Genomic DNA, 20,800 nt, shown 5'->3' on the forward strand with positions numbered 1-20,800 from the left:
TTCCTTTGAAGCGAAAATTTCTGCTATTCTAATTTTACAACGCTTTGTATATTTTACCATACTCAACACAAAAACCGTATTCATGCGTGTCCAAAAAGTAACGTATAAAGCTTTAAAACAGTAAAAGTTTCTGGACGTGGACATGTTTAACAGAGTTTAAGAATACCCTTTATGAAGCTCAATTATTAATTTCTGCAGAAAATTTTTTCTGTTAAAATAAATAAGGAATGATATGATTAGAAAAATAGCATATGGGAGGGTTAGATTTTGAGAAACATCATTAGCGTAGAGAGATTAAAGAAACGTTTACCGCAAAATAATGTCGTTATTGTAGATGTACGATTTGATTTAATGGATGCTGATGCTGGGCGAAAAGCTTATTTACACGGGCATTTACCTGGTGCTGTCTATATGGATTTAAATAGAGATTTATCCGGCAAAGCAGGTAAGCATGGCGGAAATCACCCTTTACCCGATTGGGATTTATTTGCAAATAAACTTGGAAAACTAGGTATCTCCAATAATACAACAGTTGTTGTGTATGATCAGGGAAATGATATGTTCGCGCCTCGATTTTGGTGGCTGCTTGATTATTTAGGTCATGAGAAGGTATACCTTCTTGATGGCGGATTGGACAGGTGGGTCGCAGAGGGAGGCGAACTGACATCAACGGTTCCCAATCTTCGGCCGACCATCTTTCGCAGAAACGAGAAGGAAAATCGCTATGTTGATATGGAGGAGGTCAAGGAAAAACTTGAATCTGAAGAAACAACGATTATCGATTCCAGAGCACCTGCAAGATATTTAGGTGACGAGGAACCGATGTATGCTCGTGCAGGGCATATTCCGGGAGCGGTCAATTATTTTTGGAAGGGTGTTTTAAAAGAGAACGGTACTTGGAAAAACGAGGAACAGTTAAGAGAGCATTTTTCCAAATTAGATAAAGATGCGGAGATTATCGTTTCTTGTGGTTCCGGTGTTTCGGCATGCCCAAATATTCTGGCTCTGGATAATGCCGGTTTTAAAAATGTGAAGCTTTATCCAGGCAGCTTCAGCGATTGGATTTCGTATGAAAAGAATGAAGTCGCTATTGGTGAGGAAGATGAATAAGGAACGTTGTGCCTGGGTCAGTGAAGAGCCTGTCTATATCGCATATCACGATGAAGAATGGGGACGGCCTGTTTTTCAGGATGATCGCTATTTATTTGAAATGCTGACATTAGAAGGGGCACAGGCAGGACTAAGCTGGATTACAATTTTAAAACGCCGGGAATATTACCGCCGGGCTTTTGACAACTTTGAAGCCGATATTATTGCTGCTTATTCAAATGAAAAAGTAGAAGCATTGATGCAGGATGAAGGGATTATCCGGAACAGGCGTAAAATTGAATCTGTCATTAAAAATGCAAAGGCCTTCCAGCAGATTCAAAAAGAATTTGGTTCATTCGATGATTATATCTGGAGCTTTGTTGACAGAGAACCAATTGTGAACCATTGGGAACAGCATGAGGATGTGCCTGCTCAAACAGATTTGTCAAAACAGCTAAGCAAGGATTTGAAAAAGAGAGGATTTTCCTTTGTAGGACCGGTGATTTGTTACTCTTTTATGCAAGCGACAGGTATGGTAAATGACCATACTAAAAATTGTTTTTTGAGTGGATGAATAGCCAGCTGACCGGATATTTTTATAAGCGAATCGTATCTTTATCATAGAACCAAGCACATTCCTTTGTTTTATCTGCCTGTTATTGTAAACTAAAAAATGCATTAGGGACTATTGTGAAACAAACAGAGATAAAATCATTTACAGGAGGTCATCCAGGAATATGAATTACATTACACTTAATAATGGCTTAGAAATGCCGCAGCTTGGTTTCGGCGTCTGGAAGGTAGAAAATGAAAAAGCTATCCCTGCTGTGGAGCATGCATTAAAATCAAATTATCGTTCCATTGATACGGCAAAAGTTTATGGGAATGAAGAAGGCGTTGGACAAGCAATTGCAAACAGCGGTGTCCCTCGTGAAGAAATCTTTCTTACAACAAAGGTGTGGAATGCAGATCATGGTTATGATGAAACCTTAAAAGCTTTTGATGCAAGCTTAGAAAGACTGGGTACAGACTATGTGGACCTTTATTTGATTCACTGGCCGACCCCGGAGCATGATCAATATATCGATACGTATAAAGCGTTGGAAAAAATCTATAAAGACGGCAAAGCAAAAGCGATTGGCGTCTGTAATTTTGAAATAGAGCATTTAGAACGTTTACTAGACGAATGTGAGGTTGTACCGGCTGTAAATCAGGTAGAGTGCCACCCATACTTGCAACAGAAAGAATTGCGTGCCTTTTGTAAAGAGAAAGGTATTTATGTAGAAGCATACAGCCCTCTCATGAATGGAAAAGATGTCTTAAAAGATGAAGCGCTAAAACAAATTGCTGAGAACAAAGGGAAAACCATTGCGCAAGTTATTCTGCGCTGGCACTTACAGTCTGATTTGATTGTCATTCCAAAATCAGTAACACCTTCTCGTATCGAAGCTAACCTGGATGTGTTTGATTTTGAATTAAACGAAGAAGAAATAAAAACAATCGATGCGCTGGATCGTAATATTCGCAGCGGATGGCATCCGAATGAAATGAATTCACGTTAACAAACTACAATTAAAAAACACCTTCTTTCATTTATTTAAAGAGAGAAGGTGTTTCCTTTATTATTTGAAAAAACGTTTAACAGCCTGTTCAAACTCTTTAAAATAAGAAGGAATCTCATCCGGAGATAAATGAGCATACATTTCTTCTGCGATAGCCTCGTTGTACCATTTTTGCTGCTTGTACCCGGCGTTAAAGTTCTTCCAGATATCATCGCCGAGCTGTTGATGCTCTTTTTCCAATTCTAAAAGATTATCTAATTTATCCGCAATAATCAGATATTTCACTTCCTTTGGAGCATCTTTTAAATGTTCCACTGTCGCTTTTTTTCTGTCCCACCAAGACTTTGATTTATCCTCCGTATGAGAAGCAACAAGGTCAGCAATTTCTTTTCCGAACTGACGTTCAATGTCCTCGATGCTGACATTGGTATCCTCAACAACATCATGCAAGTATCCGGCGCTGATTAAATCATCGGAACAGCCTTCTTTTTCTAGACGTTCTGCAACACGAACAGGATGGGTTATGTACGGTTCATTTGAATTTTTACGTGCTTGACCTTGATGTGCTTTTGAGGCAAAAGCTTTTGCATTATCTCTTTTCATTATATCCTCCTAAAAACTTAAATAAGTAGTCCTATTATAACAGAAAATACAGGTATCAACTGAATTTTTTCTTAATGAAGGACAAATGAACGTGAACTTTTGAAACAGCATCATTTGCCTTTCAATTATTGCAGGAAACAAGTACACTAGATGTAAAGATAACGAAGGAAATTAAAAAATCATACCTATATTTATTTAAAAAGCAGGGGGACGAATAATTGAAAATGCCTTTACTCTCTGCAAAAAATAGTTTGATAATTTGAGATAAGCGAGGGACATTCATGGAAAAAGGAATTAACCAACGTAAAACAGAACATATCCGCCTTTGTCTGGAAGGAGACGTAGAGGGTGTAAATAAATCTACAGGACTGGAAGGCATTCACTTTCTTCATAATGCTTTGCCGGAAATTGATTTTGCTGATATTTCATTGAGAACATCATTTTTAGGCAAAGCGCTGCAGGCGCCATTTCTAGTCAGTTCCATGACTGGCGGATCTGAACTGGCGACCACAATCAATCAAAATTTGGCTATAGCGGCAGAGCAAAAAGGCTGGGCACTGGCAATTGGTTCGACAAGAGCATTTTTAGAAAGTGAGCAGCATAAGGATTCTTTCCTTATTCGCAGACAGGCGCCAACTGTGCCATTAATCGTAAACATTGGCGCTGTCCAATTAAATTATGGCTATGGAGCAGAGGAATGCCAGCGTATTATTGATAAGACAGAGGCTGATTCCATCGTTCTTCATTTAAATTCATTGCAGGAAGCTGTGCAGGACGGCGGCGATTTGAATTTCAAAGATTTACTGCCAAAAATTGAACAGGTTTGTAAACAGATGGAAGCGCCAGTAGGGGTCAAGGAAGTAGGATTCGGCATTGACGGGGAAGCTGCCAAAAGATTGTATGATGCGGGCATCTCTTATATTGATGTTGCTGGAGCGGGCGGAACCTCCTGGAGCCAGGTGGAAAAGCTGCGCTCGAAGGACCCATTAAAGCGGGCAGCTGCGGAAGCATTTAATAACTGGGGAAATCCGACCAAGGATTGTCTGGTCACTGTACGCAGTGAGCTTCCTGAAGCGCCTTTAGTTGCCAGCGGAGGCATGAAAACAGGCGTGGATGCTGCGAAGGCAATTACGATTGGGGCAGATATTATCGGGTATGCCAGACATCTGCTCCAGGCAGCCACAGAATCAGCAGAAGCCGTTGTTCAGACAATGGACCAATTGGAATTAGAGCTGAAGATGACGATGTTTGGCGTTGGCGCAGCCGATTTAAATGAACTAAAAAATACAAAGCGTGTATCCATTAATGGAAAATCGCTGTTAGATGCATAATTTGCAAGCTAGAAGGTGTGGAGAATTCCACGCCTTTTTATTTTAGGTCCCGGAAATATACCCCGCTTCCCGTGACCCCCGAGTTCATCTCCTTTAAAGAAGACTTAGCGATTGGCAAGCCGAGAGGCGTAGACAGAGCTAAAGTCGCACTTATGCCCCAAGGGTAAAAAAAGAAATTCACTTTTTTCCTGTTGGATCTTCACCCTGGGACTGGGACTGCGATTACCAATGTTGTCAGGTTAGTGAATTTTCTTAAATACTCAACTTTCGCACCTAAGAATAAGCATATATATCTTGCTATTTCAGGGTGAACATGTTCTCCATTACCATGCTTGCATTTTGATGAAATATCCGGCCTTTTTGGAATTGGTGATGGTGCATAGCTCCGCTCCGGCCAACCACTCCGCTTTCCGACGTACAAATGTTTTCGATGGGACGAGTAATCGCAGTCCCAGGACGTGCAAGTGCAGGCGTTGTGACAGGAGTCACGGGTTTAGCCTGCAAACCACTTAGGAGTCTACGTGGTTGGCCTGCGCTCTGATAGGATTCTACAGCGAATGAAAGAAATAAGATTTTAATGAGCTGAATGAAATAGCAGCTTTCGTCTGAACAACCCAATCATGACAGTATGGATATGAAATACAGGGAATCGCTTCGATGCACAGAAAGGAATCTTGGCGGAACATGTTACCATACAGCAAGAACACCGATGCTTAAAGGCCAAGTGACGTTTTAGAAGAAATAATTGGTTATAAAAATGTTTAATGTGTTTTGAAAAGGGAAAAGTCCTTATAAAATGACCCTTACAGCTACTTACACTACGGAAAAAGGAGGCATTTTAATGGTTTGGACAATGAATGATTATCCAAGCTCAATGAAAAACCTAGAAAAACCTGTCCGTAAAAAGGCCATTGATATCGCAAATTCAATGCTGGATGATGGCTATAAGGAGAACAGGGCAATTCCAATAGCTACGGAGCAGGCTAAAGAATGGTATAAGAACGCGGATAAAGAAGAAATTCAAAGCTATGAAAAAGGCGGAAAACCGACCCAGCGCTCAAAGGAAGGAAAAGAAAAAACAAATAATCCGGAGCGGCTGGAGGAGGGAGAGGAAGTCTATAAGCAGGAAGAAGGATGGGCTGTCGGCTCTTCCGGTTCCAGTCAGGCAAGTGAACGATTTGATACAAAAGAGGAAGCGGTGAAAAGAGCGAAAGATATTGCTAAAAATAAAGGAACCTCCCTGACGGTTTATCGTGCAGATGGGACGGTTGAAGAGACTCGCAAATATGACTAAAGAAGGAATGCAGATTACTTTGTTCCCAGGTTTCCTTATGCTAAAATAAGTGAGGAAATTGAGGTGAACATAAATGAAAGTTGAAATTTGGTCTGATTTTGTATGTCCTTTTTGTTATATCGGAAAACGCCGGTTTGAACATGCCTTGGAGAAATTCACACATCGTGAACAAGTAGCAGTTCAGTTTAGAAGCTACCAGCTTGATCCGGATGCACAGCATCTTCCGGGAAAGAACTTCGCAGAAACTTTTTCTGAGCTGAAGGGAATGTCTTTAGAACAAGTATATGAAATGAATAAACAGGTAGCGGAGCAGGCAGCAGAAGTAGGCTTGACCTACCGCTTTGATACGATGAAATACGGGAATACATTTGACGCGCATCGAGTTGCTAAATTAGCTGCCGAGAATGGAAAGGAAGCGGAACTGACAGAACGTTTTTTTCAAGCCTATTTTACTGATTCCGAACAGTTGAGTGATAAAAAGACACTGATTCAGTTAGCGGAAGAAGTGGGTTTGGAGAGAGAGTGTGTTGAAAATGTATTGGACAGCTGTAAATTCCGTAATAAAGTCAATGAAGATATAGATTTGGCAAAGCAGCTTGGTGTCCAGGGTGTTCCTTTCTTTGTTTTTAATGAAAAATATGCCGTGTCCGGTGCACAGCCAGAAGAAGCTTTTACACAGGTACTTGAAAAGGTGTGGCAGGAAGAACAGGAAACGCCTGTTTTGCAATCATTGAACCCAAATGAGAATAAAACCTCCTATTGTACAGGTGATGGTTGTGAGAAAAAATAAACGTAGTAATCTATTCCATATATACCTGTAAATGAATGGGAGTACCCTGATTGAACGAACTATTATCAATAAATTTGACGAAAAATTGAACAGAATAATCAAAAAAACTGCCGGAAACGGCAGTTTTTTTGATTATCGTCATATTTACATAAATCAGCCATTGACGATGGCTGAAAATTTGATATACTAGGTATTGTTATCTAATTGATAATGAATATCATTCTTATTTAGAACAATTAGAACTTGATAATAATTATTATCTAGATTAATTTAAGTAAAATTTCAGGATAAGAAAGGTTGATGTATTTTTGGTGGAAATGCCTTATATTTAATGAAGCTTTACACTTAACTACATTAGCTATCCTTTTTTCACATACTTCTATTTTATTATTTAATACTTAAAGAAAGTAGGGCGATGACATGATTGATATTAAAGGATTGACAAAGAAATATGGGAATAAATCTATCGTAAATGATATATCGGTTCAAATTCAGCCTAATAAAATTACATCGTTTATCGGACCAAACGGTGCAGGGAAATCAACGCTGCTTTCCATGGTAAGCCGTTTGCTTGATGCAGACACAGGAGATGTATTACTGGACCAAAACAATGTAAAGAATATGAAATCAAATGAATTTGCGAAGCGCATTGCCATTTTAAGACAAGCGAATTTTTTCACTGTGAAACTGACGATTCGCCAATTAGTATCCTTTGGCCGTTATCCTTATTCGAAAGGCCGTTTAAATGAAGAAGATAATCGGATTGTCGATCAAGCCATTGAATATTTGAATTTAACAGATATCCAGCATAAATTCTTAGATGAGCTGTCTGGCGGTCAAAAGCAACGTGCGTTTATTTCCATGGTTATTGCCCAAGACACGGAATATATTTTATTGGATGAGCCGTTGAATAATTTGGATATGAAGCATTCTGTACAGATTATGAAAATATTACGCAAGCTTGTCGATGAGCTGGGGAAAACAGTTGTGATTGTATTGCATGATATTAACTTTGCTTCGGTTTATTCAGATCAGATTGTAGCTTTAAAAGAGGGGCGCCTGGTAAAAAACGGTCCGACACATGAAATCATTAATTCAGAAGCATTAAACGAAATCTATGATATGCATATTCCGGTCCATATGCAAAACGGCTGTCGTTTTTGTGTATACTTTGACTCACATATAAGTAAAAGCGGCTAATTGTTTAAACCCTATATATGATGGGTAAATCCAATAATTGCTTTCTTAAAAATGTCCAAACCTTATGCTTTCTCAATGAATATATCTTTGCTAGTATAACTTAACTTGAGCAGGTGCAGCTGCTTGAAAACGATTGATTTGATCCATGCGTACTCCTTTTGTCAGGAGTACGCATGCCGATGATGTTGAAACATCGTTTTTCAACCAAATAGTTGCACATTCTCATGAAAATCGTGTTTAAGCGGTTTCTTTCCATTGTTTTAGTAATTATTCTCATCTGGATTGGCGCAATTGCAGTTGAGAATAAAACGAGAATAATGGAATTTTTAATTGGTGATAATCGTACAAGAGATAAGATTAAAAAATACAGTTGACAATGTTTTTTTATTTGATATACTTTAAACAAGCTAATTGAGATTGATTATCATTATCAATGTGTTAGGTTATATCAATGCACTATAGTAAAACAGGAATTATTTTTTTAAATCAAGCGCAAAATATAATGCGGGTATTGATTTAATCAATCCAATAGTCTGCTCATCAAAAAAATATACATAGGGGAAGAGGTAGGAGAAATGAGAAAATCAAACTTTTTTAAGTCAACGTTTATTATAGCAATATTCGCAATTTTTGCTTTGGTGTTGGCTGCTTGCTCCGATTCAGGCAGTGGAAACGAAGAAGCCGATGACCAAGGGAATGAGTCTGCTGAAACGGAGGGTTCTTCTGAAGATGCAACGGTTGAAATTACGGATGCTCACGGAACCGTTGAAGTTCCAGTAAATCCAGAGAACGTGGTAGCTTTAGATAATAGAACGTTTGAAACATTATCTGATTGGGGAGTTGAATTAGCTGCTGCTCCAAGAGATTTAATACCTGAGGATATACCTTATGCAAGTGATGAATCAATTGAAAATATAGGAAATCATCGTGAACCAAATCTTGAACTTATCGCAGCTGCAGATCCTGATCTTGTTATTGTGGGCCAAAGGTTTGGAGGATTTTATGAAGATATAAAAGAATTAGTGCCAGATGCAGCAGTTATTGATCTTAATTTTGATGTTTCTGAGGAAGCTGACACACCCGGAGAAAATTTAGAGAACGGATTTAAAGATATTACAATCTCTCTTGGACAAATTTTTGATAAAAACGAAGAAGCTGAACAATTAATAGCTGATTTTGAACAATCCATTGAAGATGCTAAATCAGCTTATAACGGGACAGATACAATCATGAGTGTTATAGTATCTGGAGGAGATATTAATTTTGCAGCTCCTCATTCCGGCCGGGTTTGGGGCCCATTATATGATATTTTCGATTGGACACCGGCGTTAGAAATTGATCAAGCTTCTGCAGATCACCAAGGTGATGATGTTTCTGTTGAGGCTATTGCAGAAACCGATCCTGATTGGCTTTTCGTCATGGACCGTGATGCTGCTGTATCATCTGAAGAAGAAGCAAGTCCTGCTCAAGATGTAATCGATAATGCACCTGCTCTTCAAAACACAAAAGCTGTTTCTGAAGGACAAATCGTTTATGCACCGGAAGACACGTATACAAATGAATCTATACAAACATTTACTAAATTATTTGAAGATCTTGCAGAAACTTTAGCAGAGTAATTTAGAGGGGTATAACTATAGTGCTTAAAAATACAAAACAAAAAATGTTTGGGGCTGGGAATTCTCAGCCCCTGCATTCTAATCATCAAAAAATATGGACAAAGCCTTTTATATTAGCAATCCTCATTGTTATTATTTTAGGCGTTATTTCCATGTCTGTCGGAGTTTATGACATACGGGGACGCGAAGATGGAATGGATATGTTTTTCATTACCCGTATCCCAAGGACAGCTGCACTCATGCTTACTGGGGCTGCAATGGCAATGTCTGGACTCGTCATGCAGCTTATTACACAGAATCGTTTAGTTGAACCTACCACAACAGGAACGATTGAATGGGCAGGCTTGGGGTTGGTTTTCGTTTATTTATTAATTCCCGCACCATCTTTAGTTGAAAGAATGACTGGAGCAATCATTTTTTCCTTTATAGGAACGATGGTTTTCTTTTTGTTTTTGAGAAGAGTTAAACTTCGTTCGTCTTTAATTGTTCCGATTATTGGGATTATGCTTGGCGCAGTTATTTCAGCAGTTTCCACGTTTGTCGGGCTCGTTTTTCAAATGTCACAAAGTGTTGAAACCTGGTTTGTAGGTTCTTTTGCATCGATTCAGGTTGGAAGATATGAATATTTATGGCTGATTGTTGTAGTTACTTTTCTTATTTTTATCTATGCTAATAGACTGACACTAGCTGGATTAGGGGAGGATGTTACAAAAAGCCTTGGAGTAAGTTATAATACAATTGTTCTTGTTGGTACGGCTCTTATTGCTGTTGCAGTTGGAATTGTTGCCGCTGTTATTGGAAACTTACCATTTTTAGGTTTGATTGTACCAAATATTGTTTCCATGTTTAGAGGCGATGATTTAAGAAGTAACCTGCCATGGGTATGTGTGTCCGGAATGGCGGCTCTAACCGCCGCTGATATTATATCCCGCACCGTTATCATGCCATTTGAAGTACCTGTATCCTTGATACTTGGAACGGTGGGCGCAGTTGTATTTATTGTTATTTTATTAAGAAGAAGGAGGCTGGGATAACGAATTGGAATATACTAATGAAAAAAATGTCAAAATGAATTCTAGCCTTCTTAAAAATGATAAACCATCTAAAGCTTTTCGTTCTAAAAAGGAGGAAAGACGTTATTGGATACTGTTGATAACGCTTATTGGATTAGGCATTCTTTCTTCGTATGGACTTTTAGTTTATAATAACCCGGTTCCAGTAGACTCCCCTTCCTTTATCCCAGTTGCTAAAAGAAGAATGGTAGCTATTGTTTCCATGATTATTGCTGCAGTTTGTCAGAGTCTGGCGACCGTTGCATTCCAATCGATTACGAATAATCGGGTGATCACTCCTTCGCTTTTAGGATTTGAAGCACTTTACTCCACAATACATACGAGTACCATGTTTTTCTTTGGTACCACGGCATTTATAGGTTATATGGGTACTGGATCGTTTTTATTTCAAGTAGCTATTATGGTCGCGATGTGTTTGATACTGTATGGGTGGTTACTTTCCGGAAAGTATGGAAATTTACAACTTATGCTTTTGGTCGGTATCATTATTGGAACAGGACTAAGGTCTTTATCAACGTTTATGAGAAAACTGCTTGCGCCTTCCGAGTTTGATATTTTACAGGCAAAGCTGTTTGGATCTGTTAATAATGCGGATGCAGCATATTTTCCGATTGCGATTCCGATTGTCATCATCGTAGCAGTTCTTCTTCTTGCGTATTCTAAGCGATTGAATGTATTATCGCTCGGAAAAGAGATTTCTAGTTCATTAGGATTGAATCATAAATTTAGTATCATTTATGTTCTTGTACTAGTTTCTATTTTAATGTCCATCTCAACGGCTTTAGTTGGACCGCTTACTTTCTTTGGTTTTTTGGTTGCAACGTTGAGTTATCAGTTAGCACAGACGTATGACCACAGATATATTTTTCCTATGGCTCTTGCTATTGGTTTCTTGGTATTAACTGGTGCATATTTTATTATGAACCATGTATTTAATGCGCAGGGCGTCGTTTCCATTATTATTGAAATTGCTGGCGGGCTAACATTTTTAATTATTATCTTAAAGAGAAAGACGTTATGATAAATAAATTTAAGTTTATTCATATTTTATATCCTCAAACCTGTTAAAAGCAGTATGTGATTGCTTTCAACAGGTTTGAGGATTTTTTGTGCGGTCTGTCTATGGGGACATTCTATAAATAGAACTTTTTGGTAAAAAATGCTCTCTTTTCTTATTTTAATTTTTAGAAAATGTAGATAGTACAAATAAAGGTAGTATAATAAATAATATAGTAAACGCTTACCATAGGAGGTGATTATAATCATAAACCGGTTAAACCAAGTAAATCTACTCACCAAGATTCTTGTACTTATTATTGGACTAATCTTATTTGTAACCATATTACTAACGGCTTTTTACAGCTATATGGAAGTAGAAATGACGGAGGAGGAAATTGGTGAACAAGCTTTACAAACAGCGCAAATGGTAGCAAATATACCTTCCATTCGTGAAGGTTTTTCACAAGCATCACCTGAGGAAACGATACAGCCGATCGCTGAAGAAATGAGGAAATTAACAGGGGCTGAATTTATTGTTATCGGAAATACGGAAGGGATTCGTTATTCTCATCCGGATCAGGATAAGCTGGGCAAAAACATGGTAGGAGGCGATAATGATGCGGCGCTTATAGATGGTGAATCCTATGTTTCGCGCGCAGAAGGAAGTCTGGGACCATCTTTAAGGGGAAAGACACCTGTCTGGAATTATGAAGGTGACATTGTTGGTGTTGTTTCTGTCGGATATATGATAAAAGATATTAATGCAACGATTTTATCAAATATTAAAAAATTAATTCTGCCTTCTGTCATTGTACTATTTGTGGGAACAATCGGCGGACTGCTGCTGACTCGAAATATTCGCGGTCAATTAATGGGATTTGAACCTCATAAAATAACTTCTTTGTATCGTGAGAGGAATGCTATTCTTTCAGCGATTCACGAGGGAATGATTGCAGTTAATGAAGATGGAGTCATTCAATTAATGAACCAATCTGCTGAGAAATTGCTCAGCGGCAAGCAAAAGGCATTTTTTAATCAGCCAATTTCAAAAGTTCTGCCCGAGCTTCCATTATCCTCACTGATTAAAAACGGACAAGTATGCCGTAATAAGCAAGTGGAAGTAAATGATCGGCATATCATATTTAATATGGTTCCCATTTATAATCAGAACCAAGTAAGGGGGGCTGTATTAAGTTTTCGTGATAAAACAGAATTGAAAGAAATCATTGATACCTTAGGAGAAGTAAGAAGTTATTCCGAAGAACTCAGAGCACAGACGCATGAATATACGAACCGGCTTTATGTACTTTCAGGGATGCTCCAGCTTGGAAATTTTGAAGAAGCAATTGAATTGATTCAAAAAGAGACACAGACGGTAGAAACGCAAAATAAAATCGTATACGACCAAATCAGCGATAAAACGATACAGGCTATTTTATTAGGAAAGATAGGGAAAGCCTCCGAGTTAAAAATTAATTTCCTGATTGATGATTATAGTTCCCTGTCCGAAATGGCAGATTATATTGAACCGACAAATTTGATTACTATTTTAGGCAATGTGATTGATAACGCTCTGGATGCTGTGAGAGAGACAGAAAACGGAACGGTCCAGTTTTTCTCAACGGATATCGGTCATGACTATATTTTTGAAGTAGCTGATAATGGAGTTGGAATTGGTAAAAAAGATATCCATCGTATTTTTCACCGCAGATTCTCCACAAAGGATAAAACAACGCGCGGGTATGGATTAGCTATGGTTAAGGAAACAATTGAAAATCTAAACGGCAGAATTGAAGTCAAAAGTAATCTGGCTGAGGGAACCATTTTCACCATATTTATTCCCAAGCAACAGGCGAAAAAGACGGGGTGATGAATGTATGATACAAACGCTGATAGTAGAAGATGATTATCGTATCGCTGAGATTCACAGTGAATTCATCGAACATCTCGACAATGTAAAATTGGTTGGCAAAGCATTAAATGGAAAAGAAGCAATTGGATTTGCAGAAAAATATCCAATTGATCTGGTAATTCTGGATCTCTATATTCCAGATATTTCAGGCTTGGAGATTTTAGAGGAATTACGAAAAATCCAAGGAGAAATTGATGCCATTATTATTTCAGCTGCATCCGAAAAAAATATGATTCAGCGGACAGTTCGTAAGGGTGTTTTTGATTATATGATTAAGCCGATTAAACAGGAGAGGCTCATTGAGTCCATTAAACGCTACCAGTTATTTAATGAGCGTTTTAGTAATGAGGAGACGGTTAATCAGCATTTTTTAGATAATCATTTTGGGTTAAAAGGAAGTATAGAAATAGAAGCGCAGCGGACACCAAAAGGAATTGATCCTTTAACCTTAAATAAAATTAAAAAAAAGATTGATCAAACTAAAGAAGGAGTAGCAGCAGAGAAAATGGGAGAGCACATAGGTGTTTCCCGCACAACAGCCCGGCGTTATCTGGAATATCTTACTTCTTTGGGAGAAATAAAGGCAGACTTGGCATATGGGGCTGTTGGCAGACCGGAGCGCAGATATTATTGGTTATAAAACAAAACTTCACTTAAGCTGAAGTTTTACGGCAGTTTATATGAAAAAAATTGCAGGGCAGCTTCCTCTGCAATTTTTTTCTTTTTAAAACAAATGGATAGCGTGAACGAAATGAACAAAATAAACAGAAAGAAATCATTGTGATTAATTTTGAAAACGTTTACATAAATGTGATGCATCCTCTATAGTGTTTTTAAGACAGAAAATAAATTCATAAAAGGGGAGAAAGAAGAATGAAAAAGTTGTTACTTATTGCCTTATTCTTTTTTATTATCGTACTAGCTGCTTGTGGAAACAGTGATGATGCAGATGCTGGCGAATCAGGTGATTCAGGAGAAGGCGGAAGCTGGGAGCCGGAAGAAAGCATAGAAATTGTGGCACCGGCCGGAGCAGGGGGCGGCTGGGATACGACTGCGAGAATGGTTGCTAAAGTATTGGGTGAAGAAGGAATGATTGAAGAGAATATCGGTGTTGTGAATAAAACTGGCGGCGGCGGAGCTGTAGGATGGTCCTATATCGCTAATTATGAAGGAGATCCGCATAAGTTATTTGTTGCCTCCCCGCCGATTATATTGATTCCATTGAATGGGCAATCGGAATACGGTCATGAAGACTTTACACCGCTATCGAATCTAATTGCTGATTATGGCGCATTTGCAGTTCGGGAAGATGCGGAATGGGATGATTTAAATGATCTGTTCGAGGATATGAAAGAGGATCCGGAAAGTGTAACCGTTGTTGGTGAATCAGCTCCGGGAAGTATGGATCATATCCAATTTGTACAGATTGCAAAAGCTGCAGGGGTAGATATAACAAAAATCAGATATGTTTCTGCGCAAGATGGAGAATCACTTACGCAATTGCTGAATGGCAGTGTCGATGTATATTCTACAGGGATGGCTGAGACGGTAGAGCAAGTAAAGGCAGACAATATTAAAGTACTGGGTATTACTGCTCCTGAAAGATTAGAAGGAGAGGTTATCGAGGATTTCCCAACGGCAATAGAACAAGGAATTGATGAAACGTTTGTTAACTGGAGAGGCTTCTTTGGACCTCCAGGAATGGATGAAGCTTCGATTGCTTATTATGAGGATAAATTTAAGGAGTTGAGTGATTCAGAAGCATTCGCAGAGATTCGCGACCAGTTTGGCTGGGATGAAGAATACATGGGGCATGAGGAATACAAGGCATTCTTGGATGAACAAAAAGAACAGGTGCAAGTATTGTTAGATGATTTAGGTTTAAATAACGAATAAGATGCGCAAAGCCAATGATTCGGTATCCATCTGTTTCATTGGCTTTGCCGCCAATTAATTGGATTTGAGGTGATTGCATTGTTAAAGTCAATAAACAGCCGGGTAAGTCTGGTGTTGCTCGTTATTGCTATTGTCTATTTGATTTTCTCGTATCAGCTGCCGTCCTACGCTTATACGGAGGTAGATGCGGATGTTATTCCAAAAGCCTTGGGGTGGCTGTTAGTCTTTTTAGCAATATTATTATTTTTTTCAAAGGATAATGAGACAGAAGCGCAGCGACAAAAAAGAAATATACCTAAAAAAGAAATCGGGATGCTTCTCGGCGTTGGCGCACTCATATTTATATATATTTTCCTTTTAGAAATACTCGGGTTTATTTTGGTATCAGCACTTTTTATTTTTTTCTGTTCGCTGTTTTTAGGGTATAGAAGCCATATCGTTAATGGTATTGTCTCTATTGCATTTTCGGCTTTTATTTATTTTGTTTTTACTTCGCTATTACAGATATCTTTACCATCAGGAATCTTACCTTTATAAAGAGGGAGGGGAAATTTTATGGGAGCTATGGAAGGAATGTTAACAGGGTTACAAACAGCATTTAGTTTGCAAAGTATTTTTTTCGTTATGATAGGGGTATTTATTGGAACGTTTATCGGGATGCTGCCTGGTTTAGGTCCAATTAGTGCAATAGCTGTGATGATACCAATTACATTTGGAATGGACCCGACGGTTGCATTGATTATGATGGCAGGTGTTTATTACGGAGCCATTTTTGGAGGGTCTACATCATCTATTTTATTAAATGCTCCAGGTGTATCCGGAACGGTAGCTACTTCCTTTGACGGATATCCAATGGCGCAGCGCGGAGAAGCAGGGAAAGCTTTAGCGATAGCGGCGATAGCATCGTTTGTCGGCGGAACGGTGAGTGTTGTGCTGCTTATGCTGCTGGCTCCGATGCTTGCAAGCGTGGCTATTTCCTTCTCTCCGGCAGCTTATTTCGCTTTGATGCTGTTGGGATTGACTGCGATTTCGAGCTTATCTGAAGGCTCGACAATAAAAGCATTAATTTCTGCTGTAGCTGGTTTTATGGTCGTCACGGTAGGAATAGATGCTCAATCTGGAACGCAGCGGTTTACATTTGGAAATACAAATTTATTAGACGGTCTTGACTTCTTAGTAATTGCGCTTGGGTTATTTGCTTTGGCAGAAGTGTGTACGTTGATATTAAATAGAAAAGATAAATCGATTCAAAATGCACATAAAATCGGCAGTTTGAAATTAAGCAAACAGGATTGGAAGGATATGACCGGGCCCATGTCCAGGCATTCTATTATCGGGTTTATCCTGGGAGTGCTTCCTGGTGCAGGAGCAACGATTGCATCATTTATTTCCTATATTACGGAAAAAAGAATCTCTAAAAATCCAGAAGAATTTGGAAAGGGTTCTGTCAAAGGATTAGCCGCTCCGGAAACATCCAATAATGCTGCAACCAGCGGCGCATTTGTACCGCTGTTAAGCTTGGGGATTCCTGGATCTGGAACAACAGCTGTATTATTAGGCGCTTTCTTAGTACTGGGCGTACAGCCTGGACCACTATTGATGACCGATCAGCCTGATATATTTTGGGGGGTCATCGTCAGTATGTATATTGGCAATATCTTTTTGCTTATACTGAATTTACCGTTAATTCCTTACATAGCAAAGATATTAATGGTGCCCCGACCGCTGCTGATTTCATTGGTTGTTATGTTTAGTATGATTGGCGTTTATGCAATCAGCTTCAATACGTTCGATTTATACATGCTGCTGCTATTTGGCGTCATCGGATTTTTAATGCGGTTATTTTCATTTCCTGCGCCGCCATTTATATTGGCATTTATCCTGGGAGGAATGCTGGAGCAATCCTTCCGTCAATCGATGACGATATCGAATGGAAGTTTGTCTATTTTCTTTCAAGACCCGATTGCTCTCAGTATTTTAGCAGTAGCGGCATTATCTTTATTCATTCCATTGATTTCAAAAGTTAGAAAAGGAAAGAAAAATAATTAAAAACCGGTTCTGCTTCATATTATATTTCCGGGTCAACCTAAGCAAGAGCAGCGTAAAATCCTGCTCTTGCTTATTTTAAAGAATAAAAAAAGTCAGACAGACTCATACTGTTATAGAACTGTAACAAAAATTAATGCTTGAAAACTTGAAACAGGGAAAGCATGTATGATTGAATGGAACATGACAAATCAAAAAAGCGAGGGATGTTTCAATGAAGAAACTGTCACTAACAATATTGATGATAATCACCATGCTTCTAGCAGCATGCGGAAATGATGATAACGAAGGCGAGCAAGAAGGCGCTGAACAAGGACAAGAGCAGCAAGAACAGGGAGAAGAGCAAGCCGCACCGCAAGAGCCGGATCCGGTAGAATTCTCTGATGATGAATTTTTAGATAAAGAGGAACCAGTTGTTGTTGTAAATGGAGAAGAAGTGAATGGAGCAGCGTATAACGCAGCTTATTCTCTAGTAAAATCAATGTCTGCTCAATACGGTCAGGATGTTTCAGATTTAGAAGCAGTACAGGATCAAACGATTGATTATCTTGTAGAACAAGAGCTTATTATGCAAGAAGCAGAAGATGCCGGTATCGAGGTAAGTGATGAAGAAGTGCAAGAAGAAGTAGATGCGGCGAAAGAAAGCGGCGGAGAAGAAGGCTTTCAACAATCACTGGAGCAGTTAAATTTAACAGAAGAACAATTTGCACAGCAGCTCAGATTTGATTTAGCAACACAGCAATATATGGAAGAAGAAGTAGATACAGAAGTAACAGATGAAGAAGTGCAGGAAATGTATGATCAGTTATCTGCACAAATGGGTGACCAGGAAATGCAAGACCTGGATGAAATTAGAGATGATGTGGAACAAATGGTTATCCAGAACAAACAGCAGGAAGCTTATACCAATAAAGTAGATGAATTAAAAGAATCTGCTGAGATAGAGGAACAAATTTAAAACTTTCTAAAGATGAAGCAATTTATTTTTAGAAAGCAGCAGAGAGAATTTTTTCTGGGAAGGATCGTCAGGGTCGGCGAATGATTGCCTGATACCAGACAGGATGAACCTTTACAGAAGAAAAAAATCTCATGAATAAAAAAGGAAGTGATTCTCCAAAGGGAGAGCACTTCCTTTTTTTCTTATAAAAAGCTGCTGATAGCATCTACTAAACTGTACGTACCGAGAAAGAAAACAACCGCAGTAACCAGACCGCCAATGATATTTAACCATAATGGATTTACGTATTTCCCCATTGCATTTTTCCTGTTCACAACTACCATGATGAAAACTGCAATAAGCGGCAGGATGATTCCATTTAATGCTTGTGCGACAAGCAATACTTCTAGAGGTTCAAAACCAATTGCAGAAGTGATAATTCCTAAAATAATGACGACACTAAAGACCGTTTTATATTTCTTATTAGCAAATCCGCCTTCCCATCTCATAAAGCTGCTTACAGTCACCGCAGCGCCCATAGGAGAAGCAATAGCAGATGAAAAACCGGCTGCAAAGAGACCGATACTAACAAATATTGGAGCTAAATCTCCCATCAGGGGCTCTAATGGGGAAGCAAGCTGTACCACGCTTGTCACCTCTGTACCTTGGATTAATGCACCAGCTGTAATTAATATTGCTGCGGTAATAATACCGCCCACTGTAATGGAAAGGATGGTATCTGTTCTTACTGCTTTTAAATCCTTTACATTGTTCCATTTCTCACTCACTGTAGAAGCATGAATAAAGAAGTTATAGGGAACAACGGTAGTACCAATTAAAGCAATAATCATCAGAATAGATCCGTCTGGAATCGATGGAATAAATGCTCCGTCAAGAACGTGGAGAACGTCAGGTCCGGCGACAAACATCGTGGTAATAAAGGTGATACTCATAATAACGATTAAAAAAATCATGACTTTTTCAATAAATTTATAACCGCCAAGTAAATTGAGCATTAAAATAATAATTCCGATAATTGGCGCAACATAATTTTCAGAGATGCCGGTTAAGTAAGAAACACCTAGAGAGGTTCCTAATAAATCTCCGCTTATGTATGCGGCACAGCCTACACAAACCGCAATAAGGACAATCCATACGGATGCGAATTTTAGAATTTGATTCTGGAATAATTCGCGAATGTTTTCTCCTAAGCCCTGTTTTGTTACAATTCCAATTCTGGCTACCATTTCCTGCAGGAAAATCGTCGCTATAATGGAGAAAATAACTGCCCATAATAAAGCAAAACCAAATCCTGCCCCTGCTCTTGTCGCAGTCGTTACTGTACCGGGGCCGATAAAAGATGCTGTAATGATAGCACCCGGTCCAATGATTTTGAGCTTCTCAACTAATTTTGATTGCGCCAAGTAAAACGCCTCCTTTGTATGATAAGCAGGAAGGGGAAGCTCCCTTTTCCTGCTTACTTGGCTTGCCCGCCATGAACATGACCGGCCAATACATACAGCACGGCTGTCGATACAAAATGTGCTGAATTTTGATTGAAATCCTGCTGCGGATAGACCTCTACAAAATCCATCCCGCAAAGGCCGCGTTTAGCAAATTCATAAATCATTGTCAGAAGCTCATAGGAAGTCAATCCATTTCCGTCCACTGGTCCGCCCGGATTGAAAGCAAAATCAAGCACATCACTGCAAATCGTCAAATAAACAACATCAACGTCCTTGGAAGCCATCTTATAGATTTCATTTGCATATTTCTTTAAATCACTTTGCTCGCGGATGTCATTGATGGTTATCGTTACAGCGCCGGCTTCATTTGCATGCTTGCCTGTTTCCGGTTTATTACGCGGGCCTTTGATTCCTGTATGAATCAAGCTTTCGTTACGTACACCTTCCGTTTCATATAAGCGCATAAAAGGGGTGCTTCTGGCGAACTTATCTCCTTCATGATGCGGCATATTATCATAATGGGAATCAAGGTGAATAATACCTACTTTTTTGCCTGTGTTGGTCAGGCCTTTTACAATCGGATAAGTAATACCGTGGTCTCCGCCAAGTCCGACTAGAAACTTCCCGCTTTTCCACAGATTTTCTGCAAAGTCCTCAATTCGATTCATGGTTTCCGGTACATCATGAGGAACGATGCTGACATCGCCGACATCGCCTAAACTTAGATGGTCTTCTACATTGATATGGTCTAATTCCGGCAGATATGTACTGTATCTGGCAGAGGATAAACGAATTTGCTTTGGACCAAGCTCACAGCCCGTATAATCTCCCCATGTACAGGCGCCTTCCCAAGGTACGCCATAGATTAGTACATCGGTATCAGGATTCTTTTGGTTTGTCAGATTTCTCGCTCCTAACAGCGGCGGTGTATTGCCATAAATATTTGTGCTCATTATCATTCTCCTTTTTTGAATAGAATTCGT

At 39.0% G+C, this 20,800-nt stretch carries 19 protein-coding genes; 16 read left to right on the forward strand and 3 right to left on the reverse strand.

The window, feature by feature from the left end; genetic code table 11:
- Positions 1–267 precede the first annotated feature (267 nt).
- The 3 genes from MKY45_RS05055 (at position 268) to MKY45_RS05065 (ending at position 2,651) form a co-directional block, all read left to right on the forward strand.
- Positions 268–1,110 (forward strand): sulfurtransferase, encoded by an 843-nt coding sequence (locus MKY45_RS05055; protein WP_341172630.1) that lies wholly within the window; start codon positions 268–270, stop codon positions 1,108–1,110.
- On the forward strand, positions 1,103–1,663 hold the full coding sequence (locus MKY45_RS05060) for a DNA-3-methyladenine glycosylase I (RefSeq protein WP_341172631.1): 561 nt from the start codon (positions 1,103–1,105) through the stop codon (positions 1,661–1,663). The genes MKY45_RS05055 and MKY45_RS05060 overlap by 8 nt, the downstream gene beginning before the upstream one ends.
- A 163-nt stretch (positions 1,664–1,826) precedes the next feature.
- Complete coding sequence (locus tag MKY45_RS05065) at positions 1,827–2,651, forward strand: aldo/keto reductase (protein ID WP_256705755.1); 825 nt, start codon at positions 1,827–1,829, stop codon at positions 2,649–2,651.
- A 60-nt stretch (positions 2,652–2,711) separates the two neighbouring features.
- Here MKY45_RS05065 and MKY45_RS05070 read toward each other — a convergent pair whose 3' ends face one another.
- Positions 2,712–3,254: an HD domain-containing protein gene (locus MKY45_RS05070; RefSeq protein WP_256705756.1), complete on the reverse strand. Its 543-nt coding sequence runs from the start codon at positions 3,252–3,254 to the stop codon at positions 2,712–2,714.
- Between the two features lie 281 nt (positions 3,255–3,535).
- Here MKY45_RS05070 and fni point away from each other — a divergent pair, with 281 nt between their 5' ends.
- The 13 genes from fni (at position 3,536) to MKY45_RS05135 (ending at position 18,372) form a co-directional block, all read left to right on the forward strand.
- Positions 3,536–4,585 carry a type 2 isopentenyl-diphosphate Delta-isomerase gene (gene fni / locus MKY45_RS05075; protein ID WP_256705757.1) on the forward strand — a complete coding sequence of 350 codons (1,050 nt, stop codon included), beginning with the start codon at positions 3,536–3,538 and terminating at the stop codon, positions 4,583–4,585.
- Positions 4,586–5,426: 841 nt separating this feature from the next.
- Positions 5,427–5,879: a DUF2188 domain-containing protein gene (locus MKY45_RS05080; protein WP_042532242.1), complete on the forward strand. Its 453-nt coding sequence runs from the start codon at positions 5,427–5,429 to the stop codon at positions 5,877–5,879.
- A gap of 73 nt (positions 5,880–5,952) precedes the next feature.
- The gene (locus MKY45_RS05085; RefSeq protein ID WP_256705759.1) at positions 5,953–6,669 is read left to right on the forward strand and encodes a DsbA family oxidoreductase; all 717 of its coding nucleotides are present in this window, start codon (positions 5,953–5,955) and stop codon (positions 6,667–6,669) included.
- 420 nt (positions 6,670–7,089) lie between these two features.
- Positions 7,090–7,869 carry an iron ABC transporter ATP-binding protein gene (locus MKY45_RS05090; protein ID WP_042532246.1) on the forward strand — a complete coding sequence of 260 codons (780 nt, stop codon included), beginning with the start codon at positions 7,090–7,092 and terminating at the stop codon, positions 7,867–7,869.
- Between the two features lie 575 nt (positions 7,870–8,444).
- Entirely contained in the window at positions 8,445–9,488 is a 1,044-nt protein-coding gene (locus tag MKY45_RS05095; protein ID WP_341172632.1) for a siderophore ABC transporter substrate-binding protein, read from the forward strand.
- A gap of 44 nt (positions 9,489–9,532) precedes the next feature.
- Positions 9,533–10,522 carry an ABC transporter permease gene (locus MKY45_RS05100; RefSeq protein WP_042536011.1) on the forward strand — a complete coding sequence of 330 codons (990 nt, stop codon included), beginning with the start codon at positions 9,533–9,535 and terminating at the stop codon, positions 10,520–10,522.
- Positions 10,523–10,556: 34 nt separating this feature from the next.
- Complete coding sequence (locus tag MKY45_RS05105) at positions 10,557–11,582, forward strand: iron chelate uptake ABC transporter family permease subunit (RefSeq protein ID WP_042536012.1); 1,026 nt, start codon at positions 10,557–10,559, stop codon at positions 11,580–11,582.
- 357 nt (positions 11,583–11,939) lie between these two features.
- Complete coding sequence (locus tag MKY45_RS05110; RefSeq protein WP_244882370.1) at positions 11,940–13,430, forward strand: ATP-binding protein; 1,491 nt, start codon at positions 11,940–11,942, stop codon at positions 13,428–13,430.
- 7 nt (positions 13,431–13,437) lie between these two features.
- Complete coding sequence (locus MKY45_RS05115) at positions 13,438–14,112, forward strand: response regulator (protein ID WP_341172633.1); 675 nt, start codon at positions 13,438–13,440, stop codon at positions 14,110–14,112.
- A gap of 233 nt (positions 14,113–14,345) precedes the next feature.
- On the forward strand, positions 14,346–15,368 hold the full coding sequence (locus MKY45_RS05120; protein ID WP_042532252.1) for a tripartite tricarboxylate transporter substrate binding protein: 1,023 nt from the start codon (positions 14,346–14,348) through the stop codon (positions 15,366–15,368).
- 69 nt (positions 15,369–15,437) lie between these two features.
- The gene (locus MKY45_RS05125; protein ID WP_338112844.1) at positions 15,438–15,905 is read left to right on the forward strand and encodes a tripartite tricarboxylate transporter TctB family protein; all 468 of its coding nucleotides are present in this window, start codon (positions 15,438–15,440) and stop codon (positions 15,903–15,905) included.
- Positions 15,906–15,923: 18 nt separating this feature from the next.
- Positions 15,924–17,417, forward strand: a complete 1,494-nt coding sequence (locus tag MKY45_RS05130) for a tripartite tricarboxylate transporter permease (RefSeq protein WP_042532257.1) — start codon at positions 15,924–15,926, stop codon at positions 17,415–17,417.
- 211 nt (positions 17,418–17,628) lie between these two features.
- A complete protein-coding gene (locus MKY45_RS05135; RefSeq protein WP_042532259.1) occupies positions 17,629–18,372 on the forward strand; it encodes a SurA N-terminal domain-containing protein in 744 nt (247 codons plus the stop codon).
- 182 nt (positions 18,373–18,554) lie between these two features.
- Here the strand turns inward: MKY45_RS05135 and MKY45_RS05140 are convergent, their stop codons facing one another.
- Both MKY45_RS05140 and MKY45_RS05145 read right to left on the reverse strand, forming a co-directional pair.
- A complete protein-coding gene (locus MKY45_RS05140; protein WP_042532261.1) occupies positions 18,555–19,775 on the reverse strand; it encodes an Nramp family divalent metal transporter in 1,221 nt (406 codons plus the stop codon).
- 53 nt (positions 19,776–19,828) lie between these two features.
- Positions 19,829–20,770 carry an agmatinase family protein gene (locus MKY45_RS05145; protein WP_042532262.1) on the reverse strand — a complete coding sequence of 314 codons (942 nt, stop codon included), beginning with the start codon at positions 20,768–20,770 and terminating at the stop codon, positions 19,829–19,831.
- Positions 20,771–20,800: the final 30 nt, after the last annotated feature.

The organism is Oceanobacillus sp. FSL K6-0251 (genome assembly GCF_038004725.1).
In the GTDB taxonomy this organism is placed as follows: domain Bacteria; phylum Bacillota; class Bacilli; order Bacillales; family Amphibacillaceae; genus Oceanobacillus; species Oceanobacillus oncorhynchi.